At 70.0% G+C, this 25,998-nt stretch carries 28 protein-coding genes and 1 pseudogene; 12 read left to right on the top strand and 17 right to left on the bottom strand.

Going from position 1 to position 25,998, the window contains the following annotated elements; genetic code table 11:
- Positions 1-39: 39 nt before the first annotated feature.
- Positions 40-1,899, top strand: coding sequence for a glycosyltransferase family 39 protein (locus G6N64_RS03740; protein WP_246230923.1), 1,860 nt, complete (start codon positions 40-42; stop codon positions 1,897-1,899).
- On the opposite strand, the gene G6N64_RS03735 is transcribed toward G6N64_RS03740, so the two are convergent.
- The 4 genes and pseudogenes from G6N64_RS03735 to G6N64_RS03720 form a co-directional block, all read right to left on the bottom strand.
- Positions 1,896-2,714, bottom strand: coding sequence for an ABC transporter permease (locus tag G6N64_RS03735; RefSeq protein ID WP_163795659.1), 819 nt, complete (start codon positions 2,712-2,714; stop codon positions 1,896-1,898). The genes G6N64_RS03740 and G6N64_RS03735 overlap by 4 nt on opposite strands.
- Positions 2,704-3,531 (bottom strand): ATP-binding cassette domain-containing protein, encoded by an 828-nt coding sequence (locus tag G6N64_RS03730; protein WP_163795658.1) that lies wholly within the window; start codon positions 3,529-3,531, stop codon positions 2,704-2,706. Before G6N64_RS03730 ends, G6N64_RS03735 begins: the two co-directional genes overlap by 11 nt.
- Positions 3,528-3,977, bottom strand: a complete 450-nt coding sequence (locus G6N64_RS03725; RefSeq protein WP_246230921.1) for a MarR family winged helix-turn-helix transcriptional regulator — start codon at positions 3,975-3,977, stop codon at positions 3,528-3,530. The genes G6N64_RS03730 and G6N64_RS03725 overlap by 4 nt, the downstream gene beginning before the upstream one ends.
- Positions 3,978-4,100: 123 nt before the next feature.
- Positions 4,101-5,295, bottom strand: a pseudogene (locus tag G6N64_RS03720) (IS481 family transposase).
- 140 nt (positions 5,296-5,435) lie between these two features.
- Between G6N64_RS03720 and G6N64_RS03715 the strand changes: the two are divergent.
- Positions 5,436-5,798, top strand: a complete 363-nt coding sequence (locus G6N64_RS03715; RefSeq protein ID WP_163795656.1) for a hypothetical protein — start codon at positions 5,436-5,438, stop codon at positions 5,796-5,798.
- Here G6N64_RS03715 and G6N64_RS03710 read toward each other — a convergent pair whose 3' ends face one another.
- Positions 5,799-6,383, bottom strand: a complete 585-nt coding sequence (locus G6N64_RS03710; RefSeq protein ID WP_163795655.1) for a hypothetical protein — start codon at positions 6,381-6,383, stop codon at positions 5,799-5,801. It abuts the gene before it with no gap.
- Complete coding sequence (glgX, locus tag G6N64_RS03705) at positions 6,380-8,518, bottom strand: glycogen debranching protein GlgX (RefSeq protein WP_163795654.1); 2,139 nt, start codon at positions 8,516-8,518, stop codon at positions 6,380-6,382. Before glgX ends, G6N64_RS03710 begins: the two co-directional genes overlap by 4 nt.
- 234 nt (positions 8,519-8,752) lie before the next feature.
- Between glgX and G6N64_RS03700 the strand changes: the two genes are divergently transcribed.
- Together G6N64_RS03700 and G6N64_RS03695 are read left to right on the top strand one after the other, a co-directional pair.
- Positions 8,753-9,286 carry a hypothetical protein gene (locus tag G6N64_RS03700; RefSeq protein WP_163795653.1) on the top strand — a complete coding sequence of 178 codons (534 nt, stop codon included), beginning with the start codon at positions 8,753-8,755 and terminating at the stop codon, positions 9,284-9,286.
- Between the two features lie 147 nt (positions 9,287-9,433).
- The gene (locus tag G6N64_RS03695; RefSeq protein ID WP_163795652.1) at positions 9,434-10,855 is read left to right on the top strand and encodes a PepSY-associated TM helix domain-containing protein; all 1,422 of its coding nucleotides are present in this window, start codon (positions 9,434-9,436) and stop codon (positions 10,853-10,855) included.
- Here the strand turns inward: G6N64_RS03695 and G6N64_RS03690 are convergent.
- The 7 genes from G6N64_RS03690 to G6N64_RS03660 all read right to left on the bottom strand — a co-directional run bounded on the left by G6N64_RS03690 (position 10,852) and on the right by G6N64_RS03660 (position 17,555).
- Positions 10,852-11,409, bottom strand: a complete 558-nt coding sequence (locus tag G6N64_RS03690) for an isochorismatase family protein (RefSeq protein WP_163795651.1) — start codon at positions 11,407-11,409, stop codon at positions 10,852-10,854. The two genes, G6N64_RS03695 and G6N64_RS03690, sit on opposite strands and share 4 nt — an antisense overlap.
- 10 nt (positions 11,410-11,419) lie before the next feature.
- Complete coding sequence (locus G6N64_RS03685) at positions 11,420-12,745, bottom strand: hypothetical protein (protein ID WP_163795650.1); 1,326 nt, start codon at positions 12,743-12,745, stop codon at positions 11,420-11,422.
- Positions 12,742-13,182 carry a hypothetical protein gene (locus G6N64_RS03680; protein ID WP_163795649.1) on the bottom strand — a complete coding sequence of 147 codons (441 nt, stop codon included), beginning with the start codon at positions 13,180-13,182 and terminating at the stop codon, positions 12,742-12,744. Before G6N64_RS03680 ends, G6N64_RS03685 begins: the two co-directional genes overlap by 4 nt.
- Positions 13,179-13,373: a hypothetical protein gene (locus G6N64_RS03675; RefSeq protein WP_163795648.1), complete on the bottom strand. Its 195-nt coding sequence runs from the start codon at positions 13,371-13,373 to the stop codon at positions 13,179-13,181. The genes G6N64_RS03680 and G6N64_RS03675 overlap by 4 nt, the downstream gene beginning before the upstream one ends.
- A complete protein-coding gene (locus G6N64_RS03670) occupies positions 13,370-15,223 on the bottom strand; it encodes a hypothetical protein (protein WP_163801417.1) in 1,854 nt (617 codons plus the stop codon). Before G6N64_RS03670 ends, G6N64_RS03675 begins: the two co-directional genes overlap by 4 nt.
- 97 nt (positions 15,224-15,320) lie before the next feature.
- The gene (locus G6N64_RS03665; protein WP_163795647.1) at positions 15,321-16,706 is read right to left on the bottom strand and encodes an acyl-CoA dehydrogenase family protein; all 1,386 of its coding nucleotides are present in this window, start codon (positions 16,704-16,706) and stop codon (positions 15,321-15,323) included.
- A 60-nt stretch (positions 16,707-16,766) separates the two neighbouring features.
- Positions 16,767-17,555 carry a CDP-diacylglycerol diphosphatase gene (locus tag G6N64_RS03660; RefSeq protein ID WP_163795646.1) on the bottom strand — a complete coding sequence of 263 codons (789 nt, stop codon included), beginning with the start codon at positions 17,553-17,555 and terminating at the stop codon, positions 16,767-16,769.
- Between the two features lie 58 nt (positions 17,556-17,613).
- On the opposite strand from G6N64_RS03660, the gene G6N64_RS03655 reads away from it, so the two are divergent.
- The gene (locus tag G6N64_RS03655; protein WP_163795645.1) at positions 17,614-18,126 is read left to right on the top strand and encodes a hypothetical protein; all 513 of its coding nucleotides are present in this window, start codon (positions 17,614-17,616) and stop codon (positions 18,124-18,126) included.
- On the opposite strand, the gene G6N64_RS03650 is transcribed toward G6N64_RS03655, so the two are convergent.
- Positions 18,090-18,725, bottom strand: coding sequence for an FMN-binding negative transcriptional regulator (locus tag G6N64_RS03650; protein ID WP_163795644.1), 636 nt, complete (start codon positions 18,723-18,725; stop codon positions 18,090-18,092). The two genes, G6N64_RS03655 and G6N64_RS03650, sit on opposite strands and share 37 nt — an antisense overlap.
- 43 nt (positions 18,726-18,768) lie before the next feature.
- Here G6N64_RS03650 and G6N64_RS03645 point away from each other — a divergent pair, with 43 nt between their 5' ends.
- From G6N64_RS03645 to mmpH, 6 genes are all read left to right on the top strand, one after another.
- Positions 18,769-18,951: a hypothetical protein gene (locus tag G6N64_RS03645; RefSeq protein WP_163795643.1), complete on the top strand. Its 183-nt coding sequence runs from the start codon at positions 18,769-18,771 to the stop codon at positions 18,949-18,951.
- 33 nt (positions 18,952-18,984) lie between these two features.
- On the top strand, positions 18,985-19,287 hold the full coding sequence (locus tag G6N64_RS03640) for a hypothetical protein (protein WP_163795642.1): 303 nt from the start codon (positions 18,985-18,987) through the stop codon (positions 19,285-19,287).
- A 25-nt stretch (positions 19,288-19,312) separates the two neighbouring features.
- A complete protein-coding gene (locus G6N64_RS03635) occupies positions 19,313-19,768 on the top strand; it encodes a PPOX class F420-dependent oxidoreductase (protein ID WP_163795641.1) in 456 nt (151 codons plus the stop codon).
- An 87-nt stretch (positions 19,769-19,855) separates the two neighbouring features.
- Entirely contained in the window at positions 19,856-21,103 is a 1,248-nt protein-coding gene (gene manT, locus G6N64_RS03630; protein ID WP_163795640.1) for an MMP alpha-(1->4)-mannosyltransferase, read from the top strand.
- Complete coding sequence (locus G6N64_RS03625) at positions 21,097-21,840, top strand: class I SAM-dependent methyltransferase (protein ID WP_163795639.1); 744 nt, start codon at positions 21,097-21,099, stop codon at positions 21,838-21,840. Before manT ends, G6N64_RS03625 begins: the two co-directional genes overlap by 7 nt.
- Positions 21,840-22,907 carry an MMP endo-(1,4)-3-O-methyl-alpha-D-mannosidase gene (gene mmpH / locus G6N64_RS03620; RefSeq protein ID WP_163795638.1) on the top strand — a complete coding sequence of 356 codons (1,068 nt, stop codon included), beginning with the start codon at positions 21,840-21,842 and terminating at the stop codon, positions 22,905-22,907. Before G6N64_RS03625 ends, mmpH begins: the two co-directional genes overlap by 1 nt.
- Positions 22,908-22,931: 24 nt before the next feature.
- Here mmpH and G6N64_RS03615 read toward each other — a convergent pair whose 3' ends face one another.
- Both G6N64_RS03615 and G6N64_RS03610 read right to left on the bottom strand, forming a co-directional pair.
- The gene (locus tag G6N64_RS03615; RefSeq protein WP_197748319.1) at positions 22,932-23,843 is read right to left on the bottom strand and encodes a type IV toxin-antitoxin system AbiEi family antitoxin; all 912 of its coding nucleotides are present in this window, start codon (positions 23,841-23,843) and stop codon (positions 22,932-22,934) included.
- Positions 23,844-24,028: 185 nt separating this feature from the next.
- Positions 24,029-24,700 carry a class I SAM-dependent methyltransferase gene (locus G6N64_RS03610; RefSeq protein WP_163795637.1) on the bottom strand — a complete coding sequence of 224 codons (672 nt, stop codon included), beginning with the start codon at positions 24,698-24,700 and terminating at the stop codon, positions 24,029-24,031.
- Between the two features lie 53 nt (positions 24,701-24,753).
- Between G6N64_RS03610 and G6N64_RS03605 the strand changes: the two genes are divergently transcribed.
- Positions 24,754-25,323: a TetR/AcrR family transcriptional regulator gene (locus G6N64_RS03605; RefSeq protein WP_163795636.1), complete on the top strand. Its 570-nt coding sequence runs from the start codon at positions 24,754-24,756 to the stop codon at positions 25,321-25,323.
- On the opposite strand, the gene G6N64_RS03600 is transcribed toward G6N64_RS03605, so the two are convergent.
- A complete protein-coding gene (locus G6N64_RS03600) occupies positions 25,310-25,927 on the bottom strand; it encodes a TetR/AcrR family transcriptional regulator (protein ID WP_163795635.1) in 618 nt (205 codons plus the stop codon). The two genes, G6N64_RS03605 and G6N64_RS03600, sit on opposite strands and share 14 nt — an antisense overlap.
- Positions 25,928-25,998 lie beyond the last annotated feature (71 nt).

The following is a 25,998-nucleotide window of genomic DNA, read 5'->3' as shown; positions in this document are numbered from 1 at the left end:
ACAGGTCGGCGCCGGGGTAGCGATGAGTCACTGGACGGTGTGACGACTGCGCCCACCACGACCACGCCTGCCCGCTCGGCGGTTCCGTGGCGCCGGATCGCGCTCGGCGCGCTGCTCGTCGGCACGGCGGTCCTCTACCTCTGGAGGATCACGGTCAACGGCATGGGCAACGGCTTCTACGCGGCCGCCACCCAGGCCGGGTCGTCGAACTGGGAGGCGTTGCTCTTCGGATCGCTGGATCCGCACAACTTCATCACCGTCGACAAGCCGCCGCTGTCGCAGTGGGTGATGGGTCTGTCGGGTCAGCTGTTCGGCTTCAGCAGCGCCAGCATGCTGATCCCGCAGGCGCTGATGGCCGTCGGCGCGGTGGCCCTGCTGTACGCGGCGGTCGCCCGCATCTGCGGGCCCACGGCCGGTCTGCTCGCCGGCCTGGCGCTCGCGCTGACGCCGGTCGCCGTGCTGATGTTCCGGTTCAACAATCCCGACGCCGTCATGGTGCTGCTGATGACGGCGGCCGCCTACTGCACGGTGCGGGCGCTCGAGCGCGACGGCTTGCGCTGGCTCGCATTGGCCGGTGTGGCACTGGGTTTCGCGTTCCTGGCCAAGATGCTCGAAGGCGTCATGCCCGCCCCGGCGCTGGCGGCGGCCTACCTGCTGGCCGCTCCGGTGGCGCTGCGCACCCGACTGCTCCACCTCCTCGGCGCCGCCGCCGCGATGACGGCGTCGGCGGGGTGGTTCGTGCTGCTGACGATGTGGTGGCCGGCGTCGTCGCGGCCCTACCTGGCCGGCTCCACCGACAACAGCTTCATGAACCTGGTCCTCGGATACAACGGGCTCAGCCGCATCGTCGGCCGCAACCACGGCGCCGCGGGCCAGATCGGTGCCGGCGCAGGCCCTCCCGCACGGCTGGCCGATCTCGGCCCCTACGGCAACCAGGTGCAGGGCATCGGCCGTCTGTTCGGCGGCGAGTTCGGCTACGAGATCGGGTGGCTGCTGCCCGGGGCGGTGGCCGCGCTGGTGGTGGTGCTCGCCATCCGCGGTCGCGCACCGCGCACCGACCGGGTGCGGGCCGCGGCCGTCCTCTTCGGCGGGTGGCTCCTGGTCGACGGCCTGGTGCTGAGCTACATGCACGGCATGATCCACCCGTACTACACGTTATCGATCGCGCCCGCCGTGGCCGCGATGTTCGCGATCGGCGTGCAGCAGACCTGGGCCCGCCGCGAGACGCTCTGGTGCCGGATCGCGCTCGTCGGCGTGCTTCTGGGCACCGGGCTGTGGAACTGGTTCGTGCTGGGCCGCAACGTCACCTGGCTGCCGGGGCTGCGCTGGGCGATCCTGGTGCTCGCCGTGGCCGCGGCCGTCGCGCTGCTCGGGGTGCTCGCGGCGCGGCGCACCGGCGTGGCGGCATCGCTGGTCGCCGTCGCGGTGGCGGGCGCCCTGGCCGGCAGCGGCGCCTATGCGGTCGCGACCGTCGACGTCGCGCACCAGGGCGGCGGCCCGTCGGTCGGCCCGGCGCGGACCGGCCACCTCGCGTCGTCGTGGGGGCGGACGAAGGACGACCCCCACCTGGACACGATGCTGAAGGCGACGCACACCGAGTGGTCGGCGGCGATCGACCGGTCCAGCAATGCGGCGGCACTCGAATTGTCCACGGGCACCGCGGTGATGGCCATCGGCGGCTTCTCCGGTACCGATCCCGCGCCCACCCTCGCGCAGTTCCAGGAGGCCGTCGCCGCGCACCGCGTCGCCTACTACGTCACGACCACCGGAGGTGGACACCGGGGGATGTCGTCGCACGCGCACGCCGACATCGCGCGCTGGGTGGCGTTCAACTACCGGGCGCAGCAGCTGGGCGACGACCTGGTCTACGACCTCGCGGCGCCGGTGCGGACGGGCTAGCGGACCAGGCGGCGCAGCAGTGCCGAGGCCGTGACCACGCCGAGGGCGGCCGCGACGAGCAGCACGCCCACGTCCAGCCAGGTGTTGCCCGGCGTCCCGATCAGCAACGCACGCAACGCGTTCACCTCGTAGCTGAGCGGATTGACGGCCGACAGCCAGCGCAGCCACCCCGGCATCACGTCGACCGGATAGAGTGCGTTCGACGCGAAGAACAGCGGCATGGTGATCGCCTGACCGATGCCCATCAGTCGGTCACGGTTGCGCACCAACCCCGCAAGCGTCATCGACAGGCACGCGAAGAACGCCGAGCCCAGCACCACGATGCCCATGGCTGCCAGGATCCGCAGAGGGTTGCCGGTCAGGTGAATCCCCATGAGGTAGGCGATGATCAGCACGCCGACCACCTGCGCCACCGACCGGACACCCGCCGCGAACGCCTTTCCGGTGATGAGCGCCGACGCCGGCGCGGGCGTCACCATCAGCTTCGCGAGGATCCCGGCGTCACGGTCCCAGACGATCTGGATGCCGTAGAAGATCGAGATGAACAGTGCGGACTGCGCGATGATGCCGGGCGCCAGGAACGCCAGGTACGGCACGTCGCCGGTGTCGATCACCCGCAGGTTCGAGAAGGTCTGGCCGAAGATCAGCAGCCACAGCGCGGGTTGCACCATGCGCGTGACCAATTCGCTGCGGTCGTGGCTGAGCTTCTGCAGCTCGACGAGCGCGAACGCGCCCATCCTGCGGAGCAGCCCGGGCACGCGGTGCAGGCCGCGTGGGGCACGGACGAGGGTGGTGGAGTGCGCGTCAACCGGCACGGCGGGGCGTCCTCCTGCTGGAGCGGATCTCGCGCAGCCCCTGCCGGGCGGCGTCGTCGGACAGGTCGGAGCCGGCGTAGTGCCGGAACACGTCCTCGAGCGTGACGTCCGGTGACTCGTCGGTGACCAGCGTGGCCTTGAGGTCGGCGGGCGTGCCGACGGTCTGGAGGACGCCGTGGTGCATGAGGGCGACGCGGTCGCACAGGGCGTCGGCCTCCTCCATGTAGTGGGTGGTCAGCAGCACCGTCATGCCGAACTCGTCCTGCATCCGTGCCACCTGCGACCAGACGCCGTCGCGCGCAATGGGATCGAGGCCGACGGTGGGCTCGTCGAGCAGCAGCAGGGAGGGCCGGTTGACCAGCGCCTGTGCCAGCTCGAGCCGCCGCACCATGCCACCGGAGTACGTGCCCGCCAGGTTGCCGGCGACGTCGAGCAGGCTCATCGCGTCGAGCGCCTCGTCGACGCGGGCACGACGCTGCCGGCGCGGCACGTCGTACAGCCGGGCGAACAGGTCGACGTTCTGCCTGCCGGTCAGCGCCGACTCGATCGAGAGCTGTTGGGGGACATAGCCGATGTTCTGCCGGATGTCGAGGGTGTCGCGGCGGGAGTCGAGCCCGAAGACGAGCACCTCGCCGTCCTGGACGGGCGTGAGCGTGGTCAGCACCCGCACCACCGTGGTCTTCCCCGCGCCGTTGGGGCCCAGCAGTCCCATCGTCTCGCCGGCGCGCACCTCGAAGCTGACGTCGTCGACGGCGACGTGGTCGCCGTAGCGGTGGGTCAGGTGGCGGCAGTCGATGGCGGGCGGCGGTGGCGTCATGAATCCTCCTCGCGCAGTAGTCGGGTGAGGGTGGCGAGGACGGCCAGCCCGTCGGTGAGTCGGTCCAGCTGTCCGGCGTCGAGGCGGTCGAGCGCGGCGGCGAGGGCGGCCCGCCGGGCGGCACGGGACTCGTCGGCGAGGCGCTGGGACGACTCCGTCAGCCGCAGTCTGCCGACGCGCCGGTCCGCGGGGTCCACGGTGCGCTGCAGCAGGCCGTCGGCGGACAGCCGCGACACCAGGGTCGACGCGGTGTTGGGGGCCAGTCCGAGTTCGGCGGCGGCGTGGCGCACGGAGATGTCCGGTTGCCGTCCGACGAGGCGCAGCAACTCGGCCTGCGACTCGGCGAGGCCCGTGCCGATCGCGGGACCCGCCGAGCGGCGGAGTGCTCGGCGGAACCGCCCGACCGTGCCGAACAGTTCGGCGGCGAGTTCGGTGCGGGTGTCCACGCCAACCACATTAGCTCTGTTACAGAGTGATCTCCAGGCGACTCGTGCACGCGCAACCGCGCCCACCGCGGTGTGGTGTCTCGGGACATCGCTGACACATATGTCGCGGGACATCGCTGACACTCATGGTGCCTGGTGGGGTTCGCGGGTGCGATAGGTACGGGTGGTTTTGTCGCCGCGTTGGTGTCTGCGGGTGGGGTCGGCGGTGAACGCGCGAACGAGGCGGTTGCCGCTGAAGATGGTGATGTGGTCACCGTCGCGGATGCTGATGCAGTCGTGGCCGGCCCATCGAAGTCCGACGTTGACGCGGTAGGGCGGCACGTACAGGTTGCCGCCGATCTGGTCGACGCGATGGCGGGATACGAACAGCGGCCCAGGGAGCGGACGGTCGGCGGGGCAGGCCTTGACAGTGGCGCGAAACGCCTCGGCGGGGGTCGCTCCCCGTAGGGCTCGGTGCGGCCGGTGGTGGTTGTAGAACGTGCGGTATTCGTCGAGCATGGCGTTGAGTTCGGTGAGCGAGGCTGCTGGATCGTGGGCGTCGAGCCACTTCTTGAGGGTCTGCCAGAAGCGCTCGATCTTGCCGCACGTCTGCGGATGGAAGGGGGTCGAGTTGACGGCGCGTACGCCGAGGGCTCGGAGGTTGATCTCGAACGCCGATTCATGGGCGTGGAATCTTCCGGTGTACACGATTCCGTTGTCCGACAACGACATCGACGGTATTCCGCACTCGGCGATACCGGCCAGAATGACCGACCAGACCAATGCGCCGTCAGCGTCGGCGTCGGCGGCGCGTAGACCTACCGCGTAGCGGGAGTGGTCATCGAGGCTGCCCGCGATGGCGACCGCAGTGCCGTCGGCCAGGGACCATCGGGTCCAGTCCGACTGCCAACATTCGTTGGGCCGGTCGAAGGTGAAGCGCTTGATCGACGACTTCGGACGTTTCTGCGGCTGCGGGGTGATCGCACCGCGGCGGGTCAGGATCTGCCACACCGTCGACGGCGACGGCACCGCGGGCACCCGTCGCGCTGCAACGACCACACGATCGACTGGGCGCCGTGATCGCGGCCCTGTTCGATCAACTGCTTGCGGCGGCGCACCACGATGTCCTCGATCTCGGGTGAGGTCTGCCCTGGCGAAGTCGACGGGCGCCGGGACCGGTCCCGCAACCCGTCGATCCTTCCTCGCGGAAGCGCCGGCGGTATTTGTAGAACGTCTGCCGACTGATGCGCTCGTCGCGACAGAACGCCGCCACATTGTCCAACTGCCCGGCCACCGCCGCAGCCATCCGAATGTCCATCGCCGTCACCTTCTGGGCCATGAACCATCCTGGTCGCGGCCCTACTCAGGTGTCAGCGATGTCCCCAGACACATCGGTGTCAGCGATGTCCCCGAACAGAACACCGCGCCCACCGCGGGTCCGGGTGCACGAATCCCAGGATGCAGCGCCACAATGAGCGCATGACCACTGATGGCTCCGACGCCGGGTTCGACGACAACCCCCTCGAACCCTCCGAATCCCTCGACTCCGACGAGGTGCGGAACGACGACGGCGACGAGGTGGTCGACCCGCCGGAGCGCTGGATCGAGGCGAAGGACGACGAGACGCTCGACGAGCGGCTCGCCGAGGAGGAGCCCGACGTGACGGCCGACGGCGAGGAGGACGCGCCCACGGAGTCACACGACTCCGACCAGGGCGGCGGACTCGAACTCGTCAGCGACGACGCACTCGACCGTCTCGACCCGGACGTGCACGGCACCGAGCGCGGCCAAATCGACGGCACGCCGGAGGACGGCGAGTCGTTCTTCCAGGTCGTCGACTAGCTACCCGCGGTAGAACGACGCCGGCGGCAGCGCCCGCAGCCCGCCGCCGGTGGTCGACGCCGCGAACGTGACGTCGGCGCCGGTGGCCTCGTCGTGGAGTTCGAGCGAGCCGATCGTCCGGAACCGCGAGAGCACCCCGCTGACGAGGAAGTCGATCCGGTCACCGGGGCCCGGCGCCGCAGTGTGTACGCGGGCCCCGAAGGCGACGGGTTCGATGCCGGCCAGGTACAGCCACAGCGACGAGTACAGGTGGTCGGGCGACGACGTGGGCACCACGGCGTGGTGCAGTGGCGCGCCGTCGGCGGAGGACGCGAGCAGGAAGTCCTGCCCGCGTCCGCCGCCGTAGGCGTCCGGCACCTTGACGCACACCGTGCGGGGCACGCCGAGGTCGGTGACCGGGGCGAGGCGCACGAGCGCATCCCGCTGTCCGGGCACCAGCAGCTCCGTACCTCCGGGCAACCGGGCATCGTCGTCGATGGTCAGCGTCGCGGTGAACACGACGCCCTGCTGACCGAACAGTCCGCCGACGTCCCCCAGCACCGCGGAGATCGTCGACCTGATCGCGTCGGTCAGCATGGTCGTCATTCCGCCGCGACGGCCTGCAGCACGATGGTGGTGCGCGCGTCCACCGTGATGGTGCCCGCCGCGTTCACGAACTCCTCGTCGCCGCCGTCGGTGCGCACCGCCGTCTTCCACCGATCGCCGAACTCGTTGGGGGGCAGCGTGTACTCGATGGGCTCGAAGTGGGCGTTGAACAGCAGCACGAACGAGTCGTCGACGATCGGCTGGTTGCGGGTGTCCCGGTCGGGGATGCCGTGACCGTTGAGGTAGACGCCGACCGACTTCGCGAAGCCCGAACCCCAGTCCTCGCCGGTCATCTCGGTGCCCTCGGGGGTGAACCACGCGATGTCGGGCAGACCCTCGGGGCCACGCCTGCCGAGCGGCTTGCCGCTGAAGAACCTGCGGCGCCGGAACACCGGGTGCTCGGCACGCAGCGCGGTCACCGTACGGGTGAACTCGAGGAGTCCTTCGTCGGCTGTCGACCAGTCGATCCAGGTGATCTCGTTGTCCTGGCAGTACCCGTTGTTGTTGCCGCCCTGGGTACGTCCGAGTTCATCGCCGTGGCAGATCATCGGAACACCCTGCGAGAGCAGCAGAGTGGTCAGCAGGTTGCGCTCCTGACGGGAGCGCAGCGCGTTGACCGCGGGGTCGTCGGTCGGACCCTCAACACCGCAGTTCCACGAGCTGTTGTTGCTCTCGCCGTCGTTGTTGTCCTCGCCGTTCGCCTCGTTGTGCTTCTCGTTGTAGGACACCAGGTCCCGCAGCGTGAAGCCGTCGTGGGCGATGACGAAGTTGATCGACGCGACCGGTCGGCGGGCGGTGTTCTCGTAGAGGTCCGACGAGCCGGTCAGGCGGTAGGCGAACTCGTCGAGCGTCGCGTCCTCGCCGCGCCAGAAGTCGCGGACCGTGTCACGGTACTTGCCGTTCCACTCCGTCCACTGCGGGGGGAACCCGCCGACCTGGTAGCCGCCGGGGCCGACGTCCCACGGCTCGGCGATGAGCTTCACCTGCGACACCGTCGGGTCCTGCTGCACGAGTTCGAAGAACGTCGACAGCTTGTCGACGTCGTAGAACTCGCGGGCGAGCGTGGAGGCGAGGTCGAAGCGGAACCCGTCGACGTGCATCTCGGTCACCCAGTACCGCAGCGAGTCCATGATCAGTTGCAGCGAGTGTGGGTGACCGACGTTCAGGCTGTTGCCCGTGCCGGTGTAGTCCATGTAGAACTTCTTGTCGTCGTCCACCAGCCGGTAGTAGGCCGCGTTGTCGATGCCGCGCATCGACAACGTCGGGCCCATGTGGTTGCCCTCGGCGGTGTGGTTGTAGACGACGTCGAGGATGACCTCGATGCCGGCCTCGTGCAGCGTTCGCACCATGGCCTTGAACTCCTGCACCTGCCCGCCGGGGGTGCCGCTGCTGCTGTACTTCGAGTCGGGTGCGAAGAACCCGATCGTGTTGTAGCCCCAGTAGTTGGACAGGCCCTTGTCGATCAGGGTGGAGTCGTTGGCGAAGTGGTGCACGGGCATCAGCTCGATGGCCGTGATGCCGAGTGACTTGAGATGCTCGATGATCGCCGGGTGTGCGACGGCGGCGTAGGTGCCGCGCATCGCATCGGGGATGTCCGGGTGCGTCTCGGTGAGGCCCTTGATGTGCGCCTCGTAGATGACCGAGTCGGCGTACTCGTGGTTCGGCGGGCGGTCGATGCCCCAGTCGAAGAACGGGTTGATCACGACGGACTTCGGCATGCTCGCGGCGGAGTCGTCGTCGTTGCGGCTGTCCTCGTCGCCGAAGTCGTAGCCGAACAGCGACTGGTTCCAGTCGAAGATCCCGTCGATCGCCTTGGCGTAGGGGTCGAGCAGCAACTTGTTCGGGTTGCAACGGTGGCCCTCGGCGGGGTCGTGCGGGCCGTGCACGCGGTAGCCGTAGCGCTGGCCGGGCTCGATGTTGGGGAGGAAGCCGTGCCACACGAAGCCGTCGACCTCGGGCAGCGTCAGCCGCGTCTCGACGCCGTCTGCGTCGAACAGGCACAGCTCGACCTTCTCGGCGACCTCGCTGAACAGTGCGAAGTTCGTGCCCGAGCCGTCGTAGGAGGCGCCGAGCGGGTAGGCCTTGCCGCGCCATACCTCTTGAGGAACGGCGTTGGGGATAGAGACCTGAGTCAAGGGGTCATCCTTCTTGCTGATGTGGTGTCGGTGGTCAGGGCACGATACGACGTACCCGGGTGACCGAGCATGGTGAGCAGGACGCTGCTACCGGGGTATGGGGCGTGGCTGCACGCTGTGATCTGCCCGTTTACCGCCCCGTGCAAACCAGCGGCGCCGGCGGTGTGGGAACTGTCACCGGCGAAGATTTCCGCCACCGGGAGCACTACTAGGGGCAGTAGTAGGGTGCTGACGGTGAGGACTCCGTCGACGCTGGCACGCGGCCTGCGCGGCGGCCTCGTCGGTGCGGCCTCCGTCCTCGTCGCCACGTCGGCCCACGCATTCGGCGGTGGCGGCGTACCGCACGGTGGCGCCCTCGTCACCGCCGTGCTGGCCTGCGCGATCACCGGCGCCGTCGCGGGCGAGGTGAGTCGGCAGAACCGCCGGCTGTGCCTCGTCGCCGTCGTCATCGCGCTCTGCGTCGGGCAGGCGCTGTCCCACGTCATCTTCGCCGCGACCGGCCATCACCACGCGGGCATGGGGATGACCCCGCCGATGCTGGCCGCGCACGCCACCGCAGCACTGGTCCTCGGCGCCGTCATCTGCGCGGCCGAGTACCTCTACGTGGTCGGCGCCTCGGTGCTGTCCTGGCTGCGGCTGTTCGCGACCGCGGCCACGCGACCGGTCTGCCGGCCGGTGCGCCGCACCCGCTCCCGCGTCGTCGTGACATCGGCGTTCATGCCATCGGCGCTGGGCATGCGCGCGCCGCCCGTGGCCGTCGCCCACTGACTTCTCTCGACGTGCCCTCCGCCGTGTGACCACGGCCGGCGTGACGGCCTCCGCCGTCGACGCCTCGCATCGACGACCCCTCTTCGCGGCGCGCCCGTGCGCTTCCCAGCGCTCCCGCGCGCCGCCCTGCCTCGAAGGCCACCTGTCATGACGACCCCTGCCCCGAACCCCGCTCCCGCGCGACGACGACTCCGCGGTCTGCGCCCGATCCTGCTCCGCCTGCACTTCTACGCCGGCGTCTTCGTCGGCCCCTTCATCCTGATCGCCGCGGTCACCGGACTGCTCTACGCGCTCGTCCCGCAGCTCGACGAGTTCGTCTACCGGGACCAGCTGACGGTCGACCAGGTGGGCGACCAGCGACTGCCGCTGGCCGACCAGCTCCAGGCGGCGCGCGCCGCGCATCCCGAGGGGACGGTCGAGAGCATCCGTCCTCCCGACGGCGCCGACGAGACCACGCAGGTGACGCTCGCGGTGGACGACGTCCCGCCCGACTACGCGCGGACGGTCTTCGTCGATCCCTACACCGGCGAGGTCCGCGGTGCGCTGACGACGTTCGGGCAGTGGATGCCGCTGCGGGCGTGGCTCGACGAACTGCACCGCAACCTGCACCTCGACGCGATCGGCCGCAACTACAGCGAGCTGGCCGCGAGCTGGCTCTGGGTGATCTCGCTCGCGGGCCTCGCGCTCTGGTACCTGCACCGGCGGGACACCAGGAAGCTCAACCGCATCGCGCTGCCCGACCGCGAGAAGAAGGACCGTCGGCGCACGCTGTCGTGGCACGGCGCCGTCGGCGTGTGGATCGTCGTCGCGCTGCTTGGCCTGTCGGTGACGGGGGTGACGTGGTCGCGTTACGGCGGCCAGTCGGTCAATGCGGTGCAGGCGCACCTCGACATGACCGCGCCGTCGGTCGACACCGCACTGGCCGCCGCCGGACCCGACACCGCTGTCGGCGGACATCAGCACGGCGCGATGCCGGCGCCCACGGGCGGCGACGGCCTGCTCTACGGCGCCGACACCGCGCTGCGCTCGGCGGCGGACGCCGGCCTCGAGGGGCCGATGTGGATGTACCCGCCCGCCGAGCACGGCGAGGGCTGGCAGGTGGCCGAGAACAAGCGCGACTGGCCCACCCGATACGACGCCATCTCGGTCGACCCCGACACGGGTGCCGTGACCGACCGGGTGAACTTCGCGGACTGGCCGTTCCTGGCGAAGCTGACCGACTGGGCGATCGGTGCGCACATGGGCATCCTGTTCGGCATCGCCAACCAGTTGGTGCTGGCGCTCGTCGCGATCGGGCTCATCACGATCGTGGTGCGCGGATACCGGATGTGGTGGCAGCGCCGACCCACGCGCGGTTCGGCATGGGCCGCGGGCCGACCGCCGCTGCGCGGCACGCTCCGCACCCTGCACCCGGCTGCGCTGACGGCCGTCGTCGTACTGGCCGTCGCCGTCGGCTGGTTCCTCCCCCTGTTCGGCATCAGCCTGGCCGCGTTCGTCGTCGTCGACCTCGTCGTCGGTGCGGTCAAGCGCCGACGGACCGTGGCCACCGAGGCGCTGCTCGAGGCCTAACCCGCGACCTCGACGCCCGCGGAACGCAAGGCGTCCACCGCGTCGGCGGTCGTCGTCGGCGACACCCCCGCGGTCAGGTCCAGCAGGACCCGGGTGGTGAAACCGGCGGCAGCCGCGTCGGCCGCGGTGGCCTTCACGCAGTAGTCGGTCGCGATGCCGACGACGTCCACGGCATCGACGTCGTGGGCGCGCAGCCAATCGGCCAGGGTCGTCGCGTCGTCACCGGCGTCGACGCCCTCGAATCCGCTGTAGGCGGCCGAGTAGTGGCCCTTGTGGAACACGGCCTCGACGGCGCTCGGATCGAAGGCCGGGTGGAACTCGACGCCGGACGTGCCCACCACGCAGTGCGGCGGCCAGGAGTCGCGGAAGTCGGGTTCGTCGGAGAAGTGACCGCCCGGGTCGACGTGGTAGTCCTTCGTTGCGACGACGTGGTCGTAGTCATGGTGGGCGAGCAGCGCGCTGATCGACTGCGCGACCTCGACGCCGCCCTCGACGGCCAGCGAGCCGCCCTCACAGAAGTCGTTCTGGACGTCGACGACGATCAGCGCGCGCATGCGTGTCAGGCTAGCCGCCGAACAACAGGTACAGCCCGGTGAACGTGTAGCCCACCATCACCAGCATCATCGCCAACTGCCCGGTCAGCTGGTGCCGCTTGGGCAGCACGCGCAGCGCCCGGTCGTGGGCGGCGATCACGCCGGCGACGTGGCCGAGCACGACGAACCCGACCTTTAGGGTCGCGAGTACCGCGGGATGCATCGACAGCAGATAGGACACCCCGGCGTCGCCCAGCCAGCCCGAGCCGAACGGATCGGCGAGGCGCAGCACGGTCTGCTGACCACGCTCGATGAGGTAGGTCAGGTAGTGGGCGAACACGTAGCCGATCACGATCGGGATCAGCGAGTGCGCCATCAGACCGGGCAGCTCGCGGCGGGTCGCGCGGTCGACGCCGCCGGTCGCACGCGCGGCGAGGCTGAACGTCACGCCGACGACGACGGCGAAGGTCAGCAGGCCCAGCGTCCGCACCAGGACGGCGAGCCACACCGATCCCGACGACACGTCGTCGACGAACCCGCGCCACCCCGGCATCGCCGAGAAGCTGTCGAACGCCGTCGACCCGAGCAGCACCGCCAGTACGGCGACGGTGCCCGGCCGGACCGGCAGCGACGGCAGGTGGTCGAACGGGTTGCCGACGGCGATCCGGCCGTCGTCGTTGCGGCGGAATGGGGCGGCACGGGAGGCCGCGATGCCGTACACCTCGAAGGGGTCGGCGTTCGATGGCCACCGCGTGCCGAAGACGAGCGTGCCCACCAGCGTCACCGCGAGGTACACGAGCAGCCACGTCTCGACGGCGGTCAGCGAGCCGGGGTCGGGGCTGGCCAGCTCGAGCCAGACGAACGCGAAGAGGCCGAACGCCGCGGGCCAGTAGCCGAGCCGGACGGGATACGCCGCCGGCGGTCGGCGCCGGGACATCGGTAGCAGCCGGTACACCGTGCGGACCGGTGAGAGCAGCCGCCACACCGGTCCGATCAGCACCGACAGCGCGACCAGACCGACCCACAGCAGCACGTAGAACACGCCGGGTAGCGCGTTCTCACCGGTCTGCGGGCCCGCGACCGTCGCCACGCCGACCCAGACGGCCAGCAGCAGCGCCAGCACCGCGATCGTCCAGCGCACGGCAGGCGAGTCGACGGCCGCGGTGACCCACTGCGGCAGCGGCCGGCCCTGCGTGGCGGGATCGAAGCGCGGCTTCTTCCACGCCAGCGCCACGACGGCGAATGTGAACGTCAATGCCCACGCGGCGCCGACGAGCGCATAGGTCACCGGGATCGGCAGGTCGGCCGATCCGCCGAGCCCGTGCGCGAGGAGTTCGGTGGTGGGACCCGTCGTCACTGTTGAACGGCGATGGTGGCGACGGTCTTGTTCAGCTCGTGCAGTTCGACGTCGACCTTGCCGGGCACGTCGACGGTGAACTGGAACTGCTGGCCGTTCTTCGCCTCGATCGGGAACGAGTGCTCGGGATTGGAGTGCACGTGCAGTTCGTCGGCGGCGTCACTGTTGACCCGGACGACGATCGGCTCGCCGACCTTTGCGTCGACCTGGTCGTTGGTCGGGGTGACCCGGCCGTTCGCGATCGTGACGTCGACCGTGACCCGCGCGGGCGGGTTCTGATCGTCGGTGAGCGCCGGGGCACCCGTCGACGCCGGCGCGCCCGAACTCGGTTGCGCGGGAGCGCTACTCATGGCGGTGTCGGTCGATCCGCTGCAGCCTGCGGTGACCAGAGCTGCGGCCGTGAGAGCGACCAGGGTCCGGGTCAGAGGGGTCTTCACGGTGTCCCATCCTCGCCGGACGAGGCCGGCGAATCGCTGTGCAGGTCGTCGTCCTCGTCGTCGCCTCGGAGCCGGTCGCGCATCGCGATCCAGACGACCACTCCCACCACGGCGATCGCCGGGGCGAACGCCGGGATGGCGAGCAGTGCCGAGTGGTCGGCGAGGAACTCGACCTCGGGGGTGGACGTCATGCCTGCCCGGAGGGCTCCGGTTGCCGGTCCGAGACGCTCTTGGTCGGCTCGTTCTTGTTGAGTCGACCCGCGCCCCAGGTGAGGCCGGCGATCATGATCAGCGTGCCGGCGAGCACGGTGAGGCAGCCGATCAGCCACAGCGACTGCGGGATGTCGGTACTGCGCTCGCGCTGCAGGATGGTGATCTCGGAGACGAACGGCCGCGTCATGGACGCTTCGGCGGGCACCTCGGGTGCGCCGATGCCGGGGTCACCGTGCAGGTAGATCGGGACCGCGGCCAGGGTCCGCCCGTCGTGCAGGCGTAGCAGCGTCTTCCACGATCCGGACACCGGCATCGGCTGGGTCGACACGTAGTGGCCGGGGCCGACCTTCTCGAGCTGGTCGACGAAGATGCCACGCTGGTTGTCCAGTCCGCCTTGCCAGCCCAGCACCGACACCCAGTTGGGGTCCTCGCTGACGAGGTCCGGCGGGTTGATCCGGATGTCGGCGGTCATCATGCGCTGATCGCCGATGGGTGGTGCCTCGGTCATCGTGAAGGACGCCGTGGCGTTCTGCGGCACGTCGTAGCGCAGACCGTTGGCGGTGGCGCCGCCGATGGCGATGACCGCGAGGGTGACGATGCCGATGCCGATCGCACGGCTCGGCAGCTTCTGATTGGTGAGCACCATTCCGACCATCGCGCCGCACACGCCGACGAGTGCGGCGACCGGCACGGCCATGGCGAGCGCCTCGGGCCAGATGCTCGTCGGCCACGAGTAGCGGTAGACGGCGTCGATCCAGAACGACTCCAGCCACAGGCCGATGGTCGCGACGCCGAGGCCGGCGACGAGACCGAACAGCAGGGGCTTCTTGAACAGCGGGGTCAGCGCGATCAGCTCGACGACGACGGCGGCGCCCAGGTAGAGGGCGAACCAGTTGATCGGTGCGCCGAGGACCGGGCCGACGATGACCGCGACGATGCCGCGCAGTGCGAGGGCCAGGATCGCCGCGATGATGGCAGCCCCGCGGCCCAACATGATCCGCGCGGCCACCAGTGCGAAGGCACCGGCGGCGGCGATCAGCATCGGCTCGAACACCTGGCGGAACTGCATGACGCCGAAGTCGAACTCCACCTGGAACACCGACAGGCCGATCACGATGCCGCCGAACGCCAGGTACTGGATGAACTTGATGCCGGGGCCGTCCTTCGGCTTGTCCTCACCCACGGCGCGGCGGCCCTCGTGCTCGAGGAACAGCGCTGTCAGCGTCGAGAAGCCGGCGCCGCCGATCAGCATGAGGTGGGTGGGACCCCACAGCGTGACGTCCTGGCCGAAGATGCGGTGCCAGACGTCGTCGAGCGGGAAGCCGATCAGTGCGTAGAGGCCGCAGCCGGCCATCAGGATGCCGCCGACGGGGGCGTACCAGTGCCGGGTGATGCGCACGGCCGACGGACCGGGCTTGTCGTAGGGCAGCACGCATGCGGTGCAGCCGGCGACGAACAGGATGAAGAGACCGAACAGGATGAAGTAGTGCGCGGGGTTCGCGAGCGGACCGGAGTCGCGGCCGTTGCCGATGTGCAGGCTGACGTCCCAGATGAATCCGAACAGTGCGCTGATGATCGTCGTGATGAACAACGCGATCGGCAGCGCCACCCAGGCCGGTCGGTTGAACTTCCGGCCGGTCCATTCACCCAGGTTGTGCAACCAGGTGATCTTGCGCATTCGGTGGAGGTAGCCGATCCAGAGCAGGGCGACGCCGATGACGAGCCCGCCCACGGACAGGCCGATGATCTCGTTGAGGGCGGCGCCGCCGCCCTCGGTACCTTGAGCGGCCACGAACGTGACGCTCGACTGCAACGACTCCACTGTCATTTCCACCTGTCGATTAGAACGGACGAGGGAACCCTACCGACCGGTAATGTTGCCAGAACAGCCGAGGCGATACCAGGGGTACCGCGAACATCGTCCGTCATTTCTTACGCGGGGGTCGCAACACCTTCATCGCCACGTCCATGACGGGCCCGGGGACGCGGTGCCGCGCCTCGAGCGCCCTGTTCGCGACCCTGGTCCGGGCCGGCGTGCCGCGTCCGAACCAGGCGTTCAGCGGACCGCCGGTGGGATCCAGGTCGACGTGCATCGGGGGCCTGCCGTCGGCCGCGCCCAGCGCGTTGGAGATGACCATCCGCTGGATCTCGCTGGTGCCCTCGAAGATCGTGTAGAGCTTGGCGTCGCGGTACCACTTCTCCACCGGATGGTCGGTGATGTAGCCGTAGCCGCCCATGGTCTGGATGGCCCGCTCGGTGGTCTTGACCGCCAACTCGGTGGCTGCGAGCTTGGCCATCGAGCCCTCGCCGCGTTCGAACGGCACGCCGGTCGCCGCCATCCACGACGCCCGCCACGTCAGCAGACGGGCGGCGTCGAGCTGGGTGGCCAGGTCGGCGAGCGGGAAGGCGATGCCCTGGTTGTCGATGATGGGAGCGCCGAACGCCTCGCGGTCGTTCGCGTAGCTCGTCGCGTACTCGAGTGCGGCCCGGCTGATCCCGAGCGCCTGCGCGGCGACCATCGGCCGGGTCTGCTCGAGCGCGCCGAGCGTCGCGGACCCGGAGTGCTTGCCGCCCTCGACGGCCTCGCGGGCCTTGGCCAGCTTGTGCTCGAGCTTCTCGTGACCGCCGAGCAGGTTCGCGCCGGGCACCCGGACGTTGTCGAACGTGAGTTCCGCGGTGTGCGACGCGCGGCACCCCAGCTTGTCGAGCTTGCGCACCATCTCCAGGCCGGGCGTGCCGCCGGGGACGATGAACAGCGCCTGGCCCTTGTGGCCGAGTTCGGGGTCGACGTTGGCGTTGACGACGTGCACGTTGGCGATGCCGCCGTTGCCGATCCACATCTTGTGGCCGTCGATGATCCAGTCGTCACCGTCGCGGCGGGCGGTGGTGCGCAGGTTGCGCACGTCGCTGCCGCCCTCGGGTTCGGAGATCGCCAGCGCCGCGAGCTTGAGGTCGCCGGGGCTGCCGAAGCACTCCGGCGCCCACTCCAGCATCTGTTCGGGGGAGGCGGCCTGCCCGATGGCCGACAGCGCCAGCGCGGGCATGACGACGGCGAGGCCGATGCCCGCACATCCCCAGAACAATTCCTCCATGAACATGGGCAGCGACAGGCCCGTCGGGTCGCCGATCAGGTCGCGGTAGAAGAGCGGACTGTAGAAGCCCCGTCGGGCGGCCTCCTCCAGCACCGGCCAGGGGAACTCCTGGCGCGCGTCGTACTCGGCGGCCACCGGCCGGACGACCTGCTCGGCGAACTCGTGGGCGCGCCGGGCGAGGTCGTGCTGCGCGATCGTGGGGGTGAGGTCGAAGCTCATGGTCGACCCTGGGTTTGAGTGGACATGTGTTCACTCGTACCCCGGTTGGCGTGTCGGGAATCATTTTCGCCACTGCCCGGCCGGGGGCGGGCAGGTCTCGTGGTCCTGCAGCTCCTCGCCCTCGGCGAGATCACCGGCCACGGGGTCGGCCCTGTCGGCCAGCACGACGAAGCCGGGTCGCCCGTCGGACAGCTGGGTCCCGACCACCACCAGCGTGCGGCTGCCCATGTCGTCACGCGCGCCCGGCAGCCCGTTGGCGAGCAGCACGAACGGATCGGCACCGTAGAGGTCGTCACCCGCCACGGTCGTCGCCTCGTAGCGGTGACCGACCAGCATGTCTGGGAACGGGGACCAGCCGGGGCCGAGTTCGTCGACGTGCCGTGCCACCGCATCCCGTACGTCGGCGCGGACGCAGTCGACGTGGATGTGGAGTTGGTTCTGCGATCTCGCGAACGTGGAGTTGATGGCCAGGCTCACCCAGTCGCGGGGCAGCGGAACACCGGCACGCTGCTCGACGAACGTGCGCGCCCGCCACGCGTCGGCGAAGTAGTTCGGTGCACCCGGTGCCAGCAGCTCGGGGCTCTCGATTCCGGCAATGCGGGCGGTGGGGATCAGCAGGTACTGCGTGCGTCCCACCAGATCCTTGAGGACGGCGTGGCCGCCCGGTCCGTCATCGGCGACCAGCGCGCAGGGGCTGGGGTCTGCGTGGTCGCGCTGATGCGGGACGCACTGGTCGTGCACGATCGTCCACAGTGCGTTCGGGTCGGCCGCGGCCGGTGGGCCGGCGGCTGCCGCCCCGATCGAGCCCCCTACGACGAGCGCCGCCAGCATTGCCATCACCCGTCGCATTCCGTGCAGCCTAGGCAGTTCGGGGTGTACGCGGTATGCATCGACCTAGCGTGGGGTGATGGACCTCGGCCCCCGACTGCGGCAGCGCGACGGGGTGTCCTGCGGGCCCGCCGCCGCCGTCGCCGCGGGGGTGTTGCTGGACCCGCCCTATCGGCGGCTGGTCGGTGGCGCGGACGACGACTGGATCGCCGCGGAGCAGCGCCGTGTGCACGCCCGGGTCAACCGGCTGTGGCCGCGGGCGCTCGGCACCACGCCTGCCGCTATGGTCGCGGCGATCGACGCGCACGGCGGAGGCGTTCGGTACCGCTGGCGGCTCTTCCGTGGGCTGTGGGGTGGGCGGGATTCGCTCGCCGACGTGCTGGCGGCGGTGGGCGCCGGGAGGCCGGTGGCGATGCTCGTCGGGACCGTGGTCCCGCGGCACTGGGTGTTGATCGTCGCCGCCGACGCACGCCTGCGCTGCTACGAGCCGTCGTCTGGCCGGTTGCGCGACCTCGGGCCGGCCGACGTGCGCGCCGGTCGGCTGACGGGCGTCGGCTACCCGCGGCCGTTCGCGTTCGTGCTGCCGCGCTGAATGTCCCGCACCCGTTCGGCAACGGCGACGTCGCCCGTTTCGGTCAGTCCCGCGACCACGCCGTCGCGGTTGCGGTCGGGCTGGTTCTGCGACATCTTGGCCTTCCCCTCGACCCGGTCGACGGGCAGCGAGACGCCCACGATGGCCTTGAGCTGGCCCGCGACGAACGGCTCGGGGGCATCGCTCACCTGCCAGGGCTGCTCGCGGCCGTCCTCGTGCAGGTCGGTCAGCCGGGTGACGAGGTCGAGCACCCAGTCGGGGTCGTCGTGGATCACCAGCCGGCCGTACACGGCGAGGACGTCGTAGTTCCACGTCGGCACCACCTTGCCGGTCTCGGCCTTGGTGGCATAGAAGCCGGGCGACACGTAGGCGTGGGGGCCGGCGAACGTCGCCACCGATTCGGCCCCCTCGGCGAGCGCATGCGGGTTCGCTCGGGCGACGTGCCCGATCAGCGCGTGCGTCGCGCGGTCGTACATCAGGGGGAGCGGCGTGACGTGCAGGCCGTCGGGCGCATGCGACACCAGGTGGGCGAAGCGGGCCGCGGCGAGCGCGGCGGCGGTCTCGTCGGGCGTCATGGCGAACTTCGGCGGTACGTACATTTTGGTGCGTTCAGCCTAGCCGCGCCGGACCTAGCCTCGAGAGATGACGCCGGCCACGAAACGCTATGCGGTCATCACGTTCCTGGTCGCGGCGATCGCGCTGCCCGTGGTCCCCGTGGCACTCGAGGCCATGCCCGATCCCTGGTTCCGAATCGCCTGCTGGGCCATCGTGGCGTTCATCCTGGTGTGGGTGTGGCTGATGGTGCGCAGTATCGGGAAGCGTTAGCGGTCGACGTCTGTTCGAACATATGATCGAACGGTGGGGCAGATGCAGTCCATCGGACACACCGGGCAGCCGGCACCCCCTGCCTTCCGCCGGATCGACCCTCCGGTGGACGTCCTGGTCGACCTTGCCGCCGTCTTCCCCCGCGAACCGCACCGCGCCGGCGGCTACCACCCGTCCGGACTGCAGATGCACGCCGTGGTCGAGGGCCGGCTGAGCTGCTGGGGGATGTGCGAGCAGGGGCACTGGTGGGGATGGGTCACCTACGACGTCGCGTACGGGCCGAACCGGAGGTCCGTGACGCACTGGGTGCCAGCCTGGACGCTCAAGCGCCCGTGAGCCGTCCGCCGGATAGGTTGGGGCCATGGCCCGCAAGTACGCGACGGCGGACACCGTCGCCCGCAGCGAGATGCTCGACTTCGTCCGACCGCGCCACCACATGGTGCTGACGACGTACCGCTCCGATGCGACGCTGCAGGCGTCGCCAGTGACCGGTGGCGTCGACGGCGAGGGCCGCATCGTCGTGGCCACCTACCCGCAGCGAGCCAAGGTGGCGAACCTGCGCCGCGACGCGCGGGCCAGCGTGATGGTGCTGTCCGACGACTTCAACGGCGCGTACGTCCAGGTCGACGGCACGGCGGAGGTCCTCGATCTGCCCGACGCCGTCGAACCCCTCGTCGAGTACTTCCGGGTCATCGCCGGTGAACACTCCGACTGGGACGAGTACCGTCGGGCGATGGTCGAGCAGGGCAAGTGCCTGATCCGGGTGACGCCGGAGCGCTGGGGCCCGGTGGCCACCGGCGGCTTCCCGCCGCAGTAGGCCGCGTTGCGGCGGCTAGCTCGTCAAACTATAGTCTGGACACATGTCCAGAGCCCTTCCGTCGACTCTGGTCGCGGTGAACTGACCATGCGGATCGCCCTGCTCTCCTACCGGAGCAAGACGCATTGTGGTGGGCAGGGCGTGTACGTCCGGCACCTGAGTCGCGGCCTCGTAGAACTCGGTCACGAAGTCGAGGTGTTCTCCGGCCCGCCCTATCCCGACGGCCTGGACCCCCGCGTCCGGCTGACCGAGGTGCCCAGCCTCGACCTGTATCGCGAGCCCGATCCGTTCCGTGTGCCGCGTCCCAGCGAGATCCGCGACCGCATCGACCTGCTCGAGCTGTTGAGCACGTGGACCGCCGCGTTCCCGGAGCCGCGGACGTTCTGCATGCGGATGTCGCGCATCCTCGCCGACCGCCGCGGCGACTTCGACGTCGTCCACGACAACCAGAGCCTCGGCACCGCGCTGCTCGACATCGCCGCTCTCGGGCTGCCGGTGGTGGCCACCGTGCACCACCCGATCACCCGGGACCGCGTGCTCGACGTCGCCGCCGCCGCGTGGTGGCGGAAGCCGTTGGTGCGCAGGTGGTATGGCTTCGCCGAGATGCAGAAGACTGTCGCACGCCAGATCCCCGAGCTGCTCACCGTGTCGTCCACGTCCGCCGCCGACATCGCCGAGGACTTCGGCGTCTCGCCGAGTCAGCTGCAGGTCGTGCCGCTGGGCGTCGACACCGAATTGTTCACGCCCGCACCGAATCGCGTGCGCAACCGCATCATCGCGATCGCCAGCGCCGACGTCCCGCTGAAGGGCGTCAGCCACCTGCTGCACGCGGTGGCACGACTGCGCGTCGAGCGCGACGTCGAGGTCCAACTCGTCGCCAAGCTCGAGCCCAATGGCCCCACCGAGAAGCTGATCGCCGAACTCGGCATCTCCGACATCGTGCACATCTCCAGCGGTGTGTCCGACGAGGACCTCGCCAAGCTGCTGTCGTCGGCCGAGGTGGCCTGCATCCCCTCGCTGTACGAGGGGTTCTCGCTGCCCGCGGTCGAAGCCATGGCCAGCGGCACGCCCATCGTGGCGAGCCGGGCGGGCGCGCTGCCCGAGGTCGTCGGATCCGACGGCGAGTGCGCGCGACTGGTCAATCCGGGTGACGTCGACGACCTCACCGCGACGCTGGGCGATCTGCTGGACTCCCCGCTCGAGCTGCACCGCCTCGGCGCGGCCGGCCGACGCCGGGCACTCGACGTGTTCAGTTGGGAATCCGTGGCCGCCCAGACCGTCGCCGTGTACGAGCGGGCCATCGAGAAGTCGAACAGGAAGGCAGGCGCATGCTGACGGTCGACTTCGACCACTTGGGTGTCGGCAATGGCACCACCGTGATCGACGTGGGGTGCGGCGCGGGCCGACACTCGTTCGAGGCGTTCCGTCGCGGTGCCGACGTGGTGGCCTTCGACCAGAGCGCCGAGGACCTCAACGACGTCGACGCGATCCTGCAGGCCATGGCCGACCAGGGTGAGGCGCCCGCGTCCGCCACGGCCGAGGCCGTCAAGGGCGACGCGTTGGACCTGCCCTACGCCGACGGCACCTTCGACGTCGTGATGGCCTCGGAGATCCTCGAGCACGTACCCGCCGACGACCGTGCGATCGCCGAACTGGTCCGGGTGCTCAAGCCCGGCGGCCGGCTCGCCGTCACCGTGCCGCGCTGGCTGCCCGAGAAGGTGTGCTGGCTGCTGTCCGACGAGTACCACGCCAACGAGGGCGGGCACATCCGGATCTACCGCGCCGACGAGCTGCAGGAGAAGATCGTCGCTCGCGGAATGGAATTCGACCGTCGCCACCACGCACACGCGCTGCACGCCCCGTTCTGGTGGCTGAAGTGCGCGGTGGGCGTCGAGAAGCCGAACCACCCCGTCGTCGCCGCGTACCACAAGCTGCTGGTGTGGGACATGATGTCGCGGCCGTGGCTGACCCGCAACGCCGAGGCGGCGCTCAATCCGCTGATCGGCAAGAGCGTCGCACTGTACTTCCGCAAGCCCCTGGTGGCCCAGGGCGGCGGGGATGTGACGGGCTAGTGCGCAAGCACGAGATCCCGGGTGTCGCAGGCGTTCTCACGCCCGAACAGTGCCGCCAGACCGGCGAGTCCATTGCCGCCACCCAGGAGTCGACGGGTGCGCTGCCATGGTTCGACGGCGGGCACACCGACCCGTGGGATCACGTGGAGAACGCGATGGCGCTCAGCGTCACCGGACTGTGGGACGAGGCCCGGGCGGGCTACGACTGGTGCCGTGACACCCAGCGCGCCGACGGATCGTGGCCGATCCAGTTCCGCAACGGCGTGATCGAGGACGCCAACAGCGACAGCAACTTCTGCGCCTACGTCGCCACCGGCGTGTGGCACCACGTGCTGGTGACGCGTGACCGCGGCTTCGCCGAGGACATGTGGCCAGTGGTCAGCAAGGCCATCGACTTCGTGTTGACGCTGCAGCTCGCGGAGGGCCAGATCGCCTGGGCCGCAAGCCCTGCCGGGATCATCCAGGAGGCGCTGCTCACCGGGAACTCGAGCGTCTACCACGCCATCCGGTGCGCGATCGCCCTGTCGAACTACCTGGGTGACCCGCAGCCGGAGTGGGAGGTGGCGGTCGGGCAGCTCGGCCACGCGATCGCCGAGCACCCGGAGTCGTTCCTGGCCAAGGACACCCACTCGATGGAGTGGTACTACCCGGTGCTGGGCGGCGCGATCCGCGGCGAGGCGGCCCGCGCCCGCATCGACGCCCGCTGGGACGAGTTCGTCGTCCCCGGCCTGGGCATCCGCTGCATCGACCACCGCCCGTGGGTGACCGGCGCCGAGACCTGCGAACTGGTCATGGCGTTGGACGCGATGGGGGATACCGCCCGCGCGCACGAGCAGTTCGCCGCGATGCACCACCTGCGCGAGACCGACGGGTCGTACTGGACGGGCCTCGTGTTCTCCGACGGCAAGCGCTGGCCGGTCGAGCGCACGACGTGGACCGGTGCGGCGATGATCCTTGCCGCCGACGCGCTGTCCTCGACGACCGCCGCGAGTGGGATCTTCCGTGGCCACGACCTGCCGCGCGGACTCGAGGGCGAATTCGACTGCGCGTGCGCCACCCGGCGGTAGTCCTCCTTGCCGCCGAGTGTGGGGTTACGCCACGCCATATCGCGAAAAGCGTGACACAGGTGAACATTCGGCGAGCCACGGGCAGTGCGCGGTCCGCAGGGCGTCGAGTACGCGCTCGACGATCACCCACGGCCGGTACCGCAGCAACTCCGCGCTGACCCGGATGATGGCCCACCGGCGATCGGCGAGCACGGCATAGCGATCGATGTCGTGCGATCGCTGCCGAGCATCGGTCCAGTGCTGCTCGCCGTCGTACTCGACGCCCACCTTGAGGTCGGGCCAGCCCATGTCGATGCGCGCGAAGACGTGTCCGTAGTCGTCGACCACCTCGATCTGGGTGACGGGCCGTCGCATCCCAGCCCGGAGGAGCACGAGGCGGGTGCGGGTCTCCTGCGGCGACTCGGCGCCGCCGTCCATCGAGTCGATCGCCTCGCGCAGACCGACGATGCCGCGGGCTCCGCGGTGTGCGGCGATCACCGGCGTCACGTCAGCCGAGGTGAGGCCGGTCGCATGGGCCAGGGCGTCGAGCCGCATCAAAGCCGTCCGCAGTGGGCCGCGTCTGCCGACGTCGAATGCGGTGCGTGCGGGTGTGGTGACGGACATCCCCGAGAGGGTGCACACCTCGTCGTCCGTCAGTCGTTCGCGGTGCACGACGATGTCGTTTGAGCTGGCATTCGTGCGGGTCAGCTCCGCGGGTTCGTCGGAGCCGATCCACCGCGTCCCGTGCAGCGCAGCCGCCGACGATCCCGCCACCGTCGCCTGCCTACCGGACCACAGCCAGGCCGCGACGGCCCGTGACGCCGGGGTCAGGTCCTCGCCCTCCGGCAGGTAGACGTTGCGGTAGATCGGCTGAGCACGGCGGGCGAGAGTGCGCCGCGTGTAACGACCCTGCGCGAGTGCTTCGGTACCGAGGAACGGCCCTGGCGGGTATGGCATGCGGCCAGCACATCGCGTAGTGACGACGAGATTTCCGGCTGCGGGTAGACGGGTGGCCCGCCTGGGGATCGATGTGCGTCTGTGGACGGGTGCTGCCCACACGGACCCGCCGATTGTTGACTTCTGTCACGGTTTAGGCGAAAAAGCGTGCTGGTAACCAACGTTCGGCGGCTGACGAGCCGGGGTCAGGCGGGCGGGGCGACCCGCTCGAGCACGCGCAGCGTCCCGGTGACGCCGACCTCGCGAAACTCCTCGGACGCCAATGCTCGCTGGTAGATGTGGAACGGCGCCTGGCCGCCCTCGTCGGGGTTGGGGAAGACGTCGTGGATGACGAGGCCACCGCCGACCTCGACCCACTTGGCCCAGCCGTCGAAGTCGCGCTGCGCGGCCTCCTCGGTGTGGCCGCCGTCGATGAACAGGAACCGCAGCGGCGTCCGCCAGCCGCGGGCCACCACCGTCGACTTCCCGACGACCGCGACCACGTGATCGTCGAGGCCGGCGCCGTCGAGCGTGTGGCGCAGCGTCGGTAGCGTGTCGAACAGGCCCGTGACCGGATCGACCATCGAGGTGTCGTGGTACTCCCAGCCCGGCTGGTGCTCCTCCGAGCCGTGGTGGTGATCGACGGTGAAGAGGACGCCGCCCGAGGTCTGCGCGGCCGCGCCGAGCAGCACGGTCGACTTGCCGCAGTAGGTGCCGATCTCCACGCCCACCCCGTCGCCGAGGTAGCGGACCGCGGCGTCGTACAGCGCTCGTCCCTCGTCGGCCGGCATGAAACCGATGACGTGCTCGGCGTAGTCGAACGACCGCTTAGCGGCGGGCGGCAAAACGGTGTCGGCAGGGGTGTCGGCGGCGCTCACGACAGCCAACCTACCGTTGCCGGTACCCCCGGGTTGTAGTAGCGTCCAGACACGTGTCCGATCCGGCTCTGGAGTCGACTCGGCGCCGTCTGACCGCAAAGCAGGCAGACACCGTCGACCGCCTCGGCAAGGCCGCGCTCGACCTCCTCAACCGTGACGGGTTCGCCGGCCTCACCGTGCGCCGGGTGGCCGCCGAGGCCGGTGTCGGCGCCGCCACCGCGTACACGTACTTCTCGTCGAAGGAACACCTGGTCGCCGAGGTCTTCTGGCGCAGGCTCGCCGCCGCGCCGCCCGCGACGCACGACTCGCCCGACGCGGCGTCACGCGTCGTCGAGGTGCTCAGCCACATCGCGCTGCTGGTGGCGGACGAACCGGAGTTCGCGGGCGCCGTGACCAATGCGCTGCTCGGCCGCGACCCCGACGTCGAGGTGCTGCGGCAGCGGATCGGCCGCGACATCAGGGATCGGCTCACGGCAGCCCTCGAACCGCAGCCCGACCCGGACGTGATCGATTCGCTGGAGATGCTGTACTCCGGCGCGCTCGTCCGCGCGGGCATGGGCTACTCGTCGTACGCCGAGATCGCCCGGCGGCTGGAGAAGTCCGCCCGCCTCATGCTGGGGTGACGCGCGGCCCGAGGATCGCCGTCGCCGCGGTGACGGCCGGTTCGAGGATGCCCCGCAGGTCGTCGCCGTCCTCCACGGTCAGCGCGGTCAGTTCGCGCAGACCACCCAGCAGGATCAGCGCCAGCGGCCGCGAGATGGGCGGCAGGCCGGACCGCCGGAAGCCCGGGCTGTCGGTGAGGTCGACGAGCATGTCCGTCAGGGCGCCCATGGCCAGCCGGTGCAGGGGGAGTGCGGCCGCGCCGAGGGCGGGCGCCTCCCGGATCCAGCTCAGCGTGATGGCGGTGCGTGACGCGATGTGGTCGACGTAGGCCGTTGCCGCACTACGGATCTGGACGTCCCAGTCGGCGTCGGGCGCGACCGCGTCACGGATGCCCACGATCATCTCGTCGTTGTTCGTCCGAAGGAGTGCGATGAAGCACTCCTCCTTGCTGGCGAACTCCCCGTAGAACGTGCGCTTGGAGGTCCTGGCGTTGCGGACGATGTCGGCCACGGTGGTGTCGCGGTAGCCGCGCTCCTCGATGGCCCGGGTGAGCCCGTCGAGCAGCCGATCCCGAAAGCCCTGTGCGCCTTGCCCGTCGGCGTCGACCGCGACGGCGTCCGACATCGCCTGACCTCCGACCCTTGCGCGTGTGTGGTACCAGCCGGTACCGTACCTCACAGACGACCGGTACACCG

It is taken from the genome of Mycolicibacterium sediminis, assembly GCF_010731735.1.
Taxonomy (GTDB): Bacteria; Actinomycetota; Actinomycetes; order Mycobacteriales; family Mycobacteriaceae; genus Mycobacterium; species Mycobacterium sediminis.
Note: the sequence above shows the minus strand (reverse complement) of the source record. Positions and strands in the feature narration are given on the sequence as shown.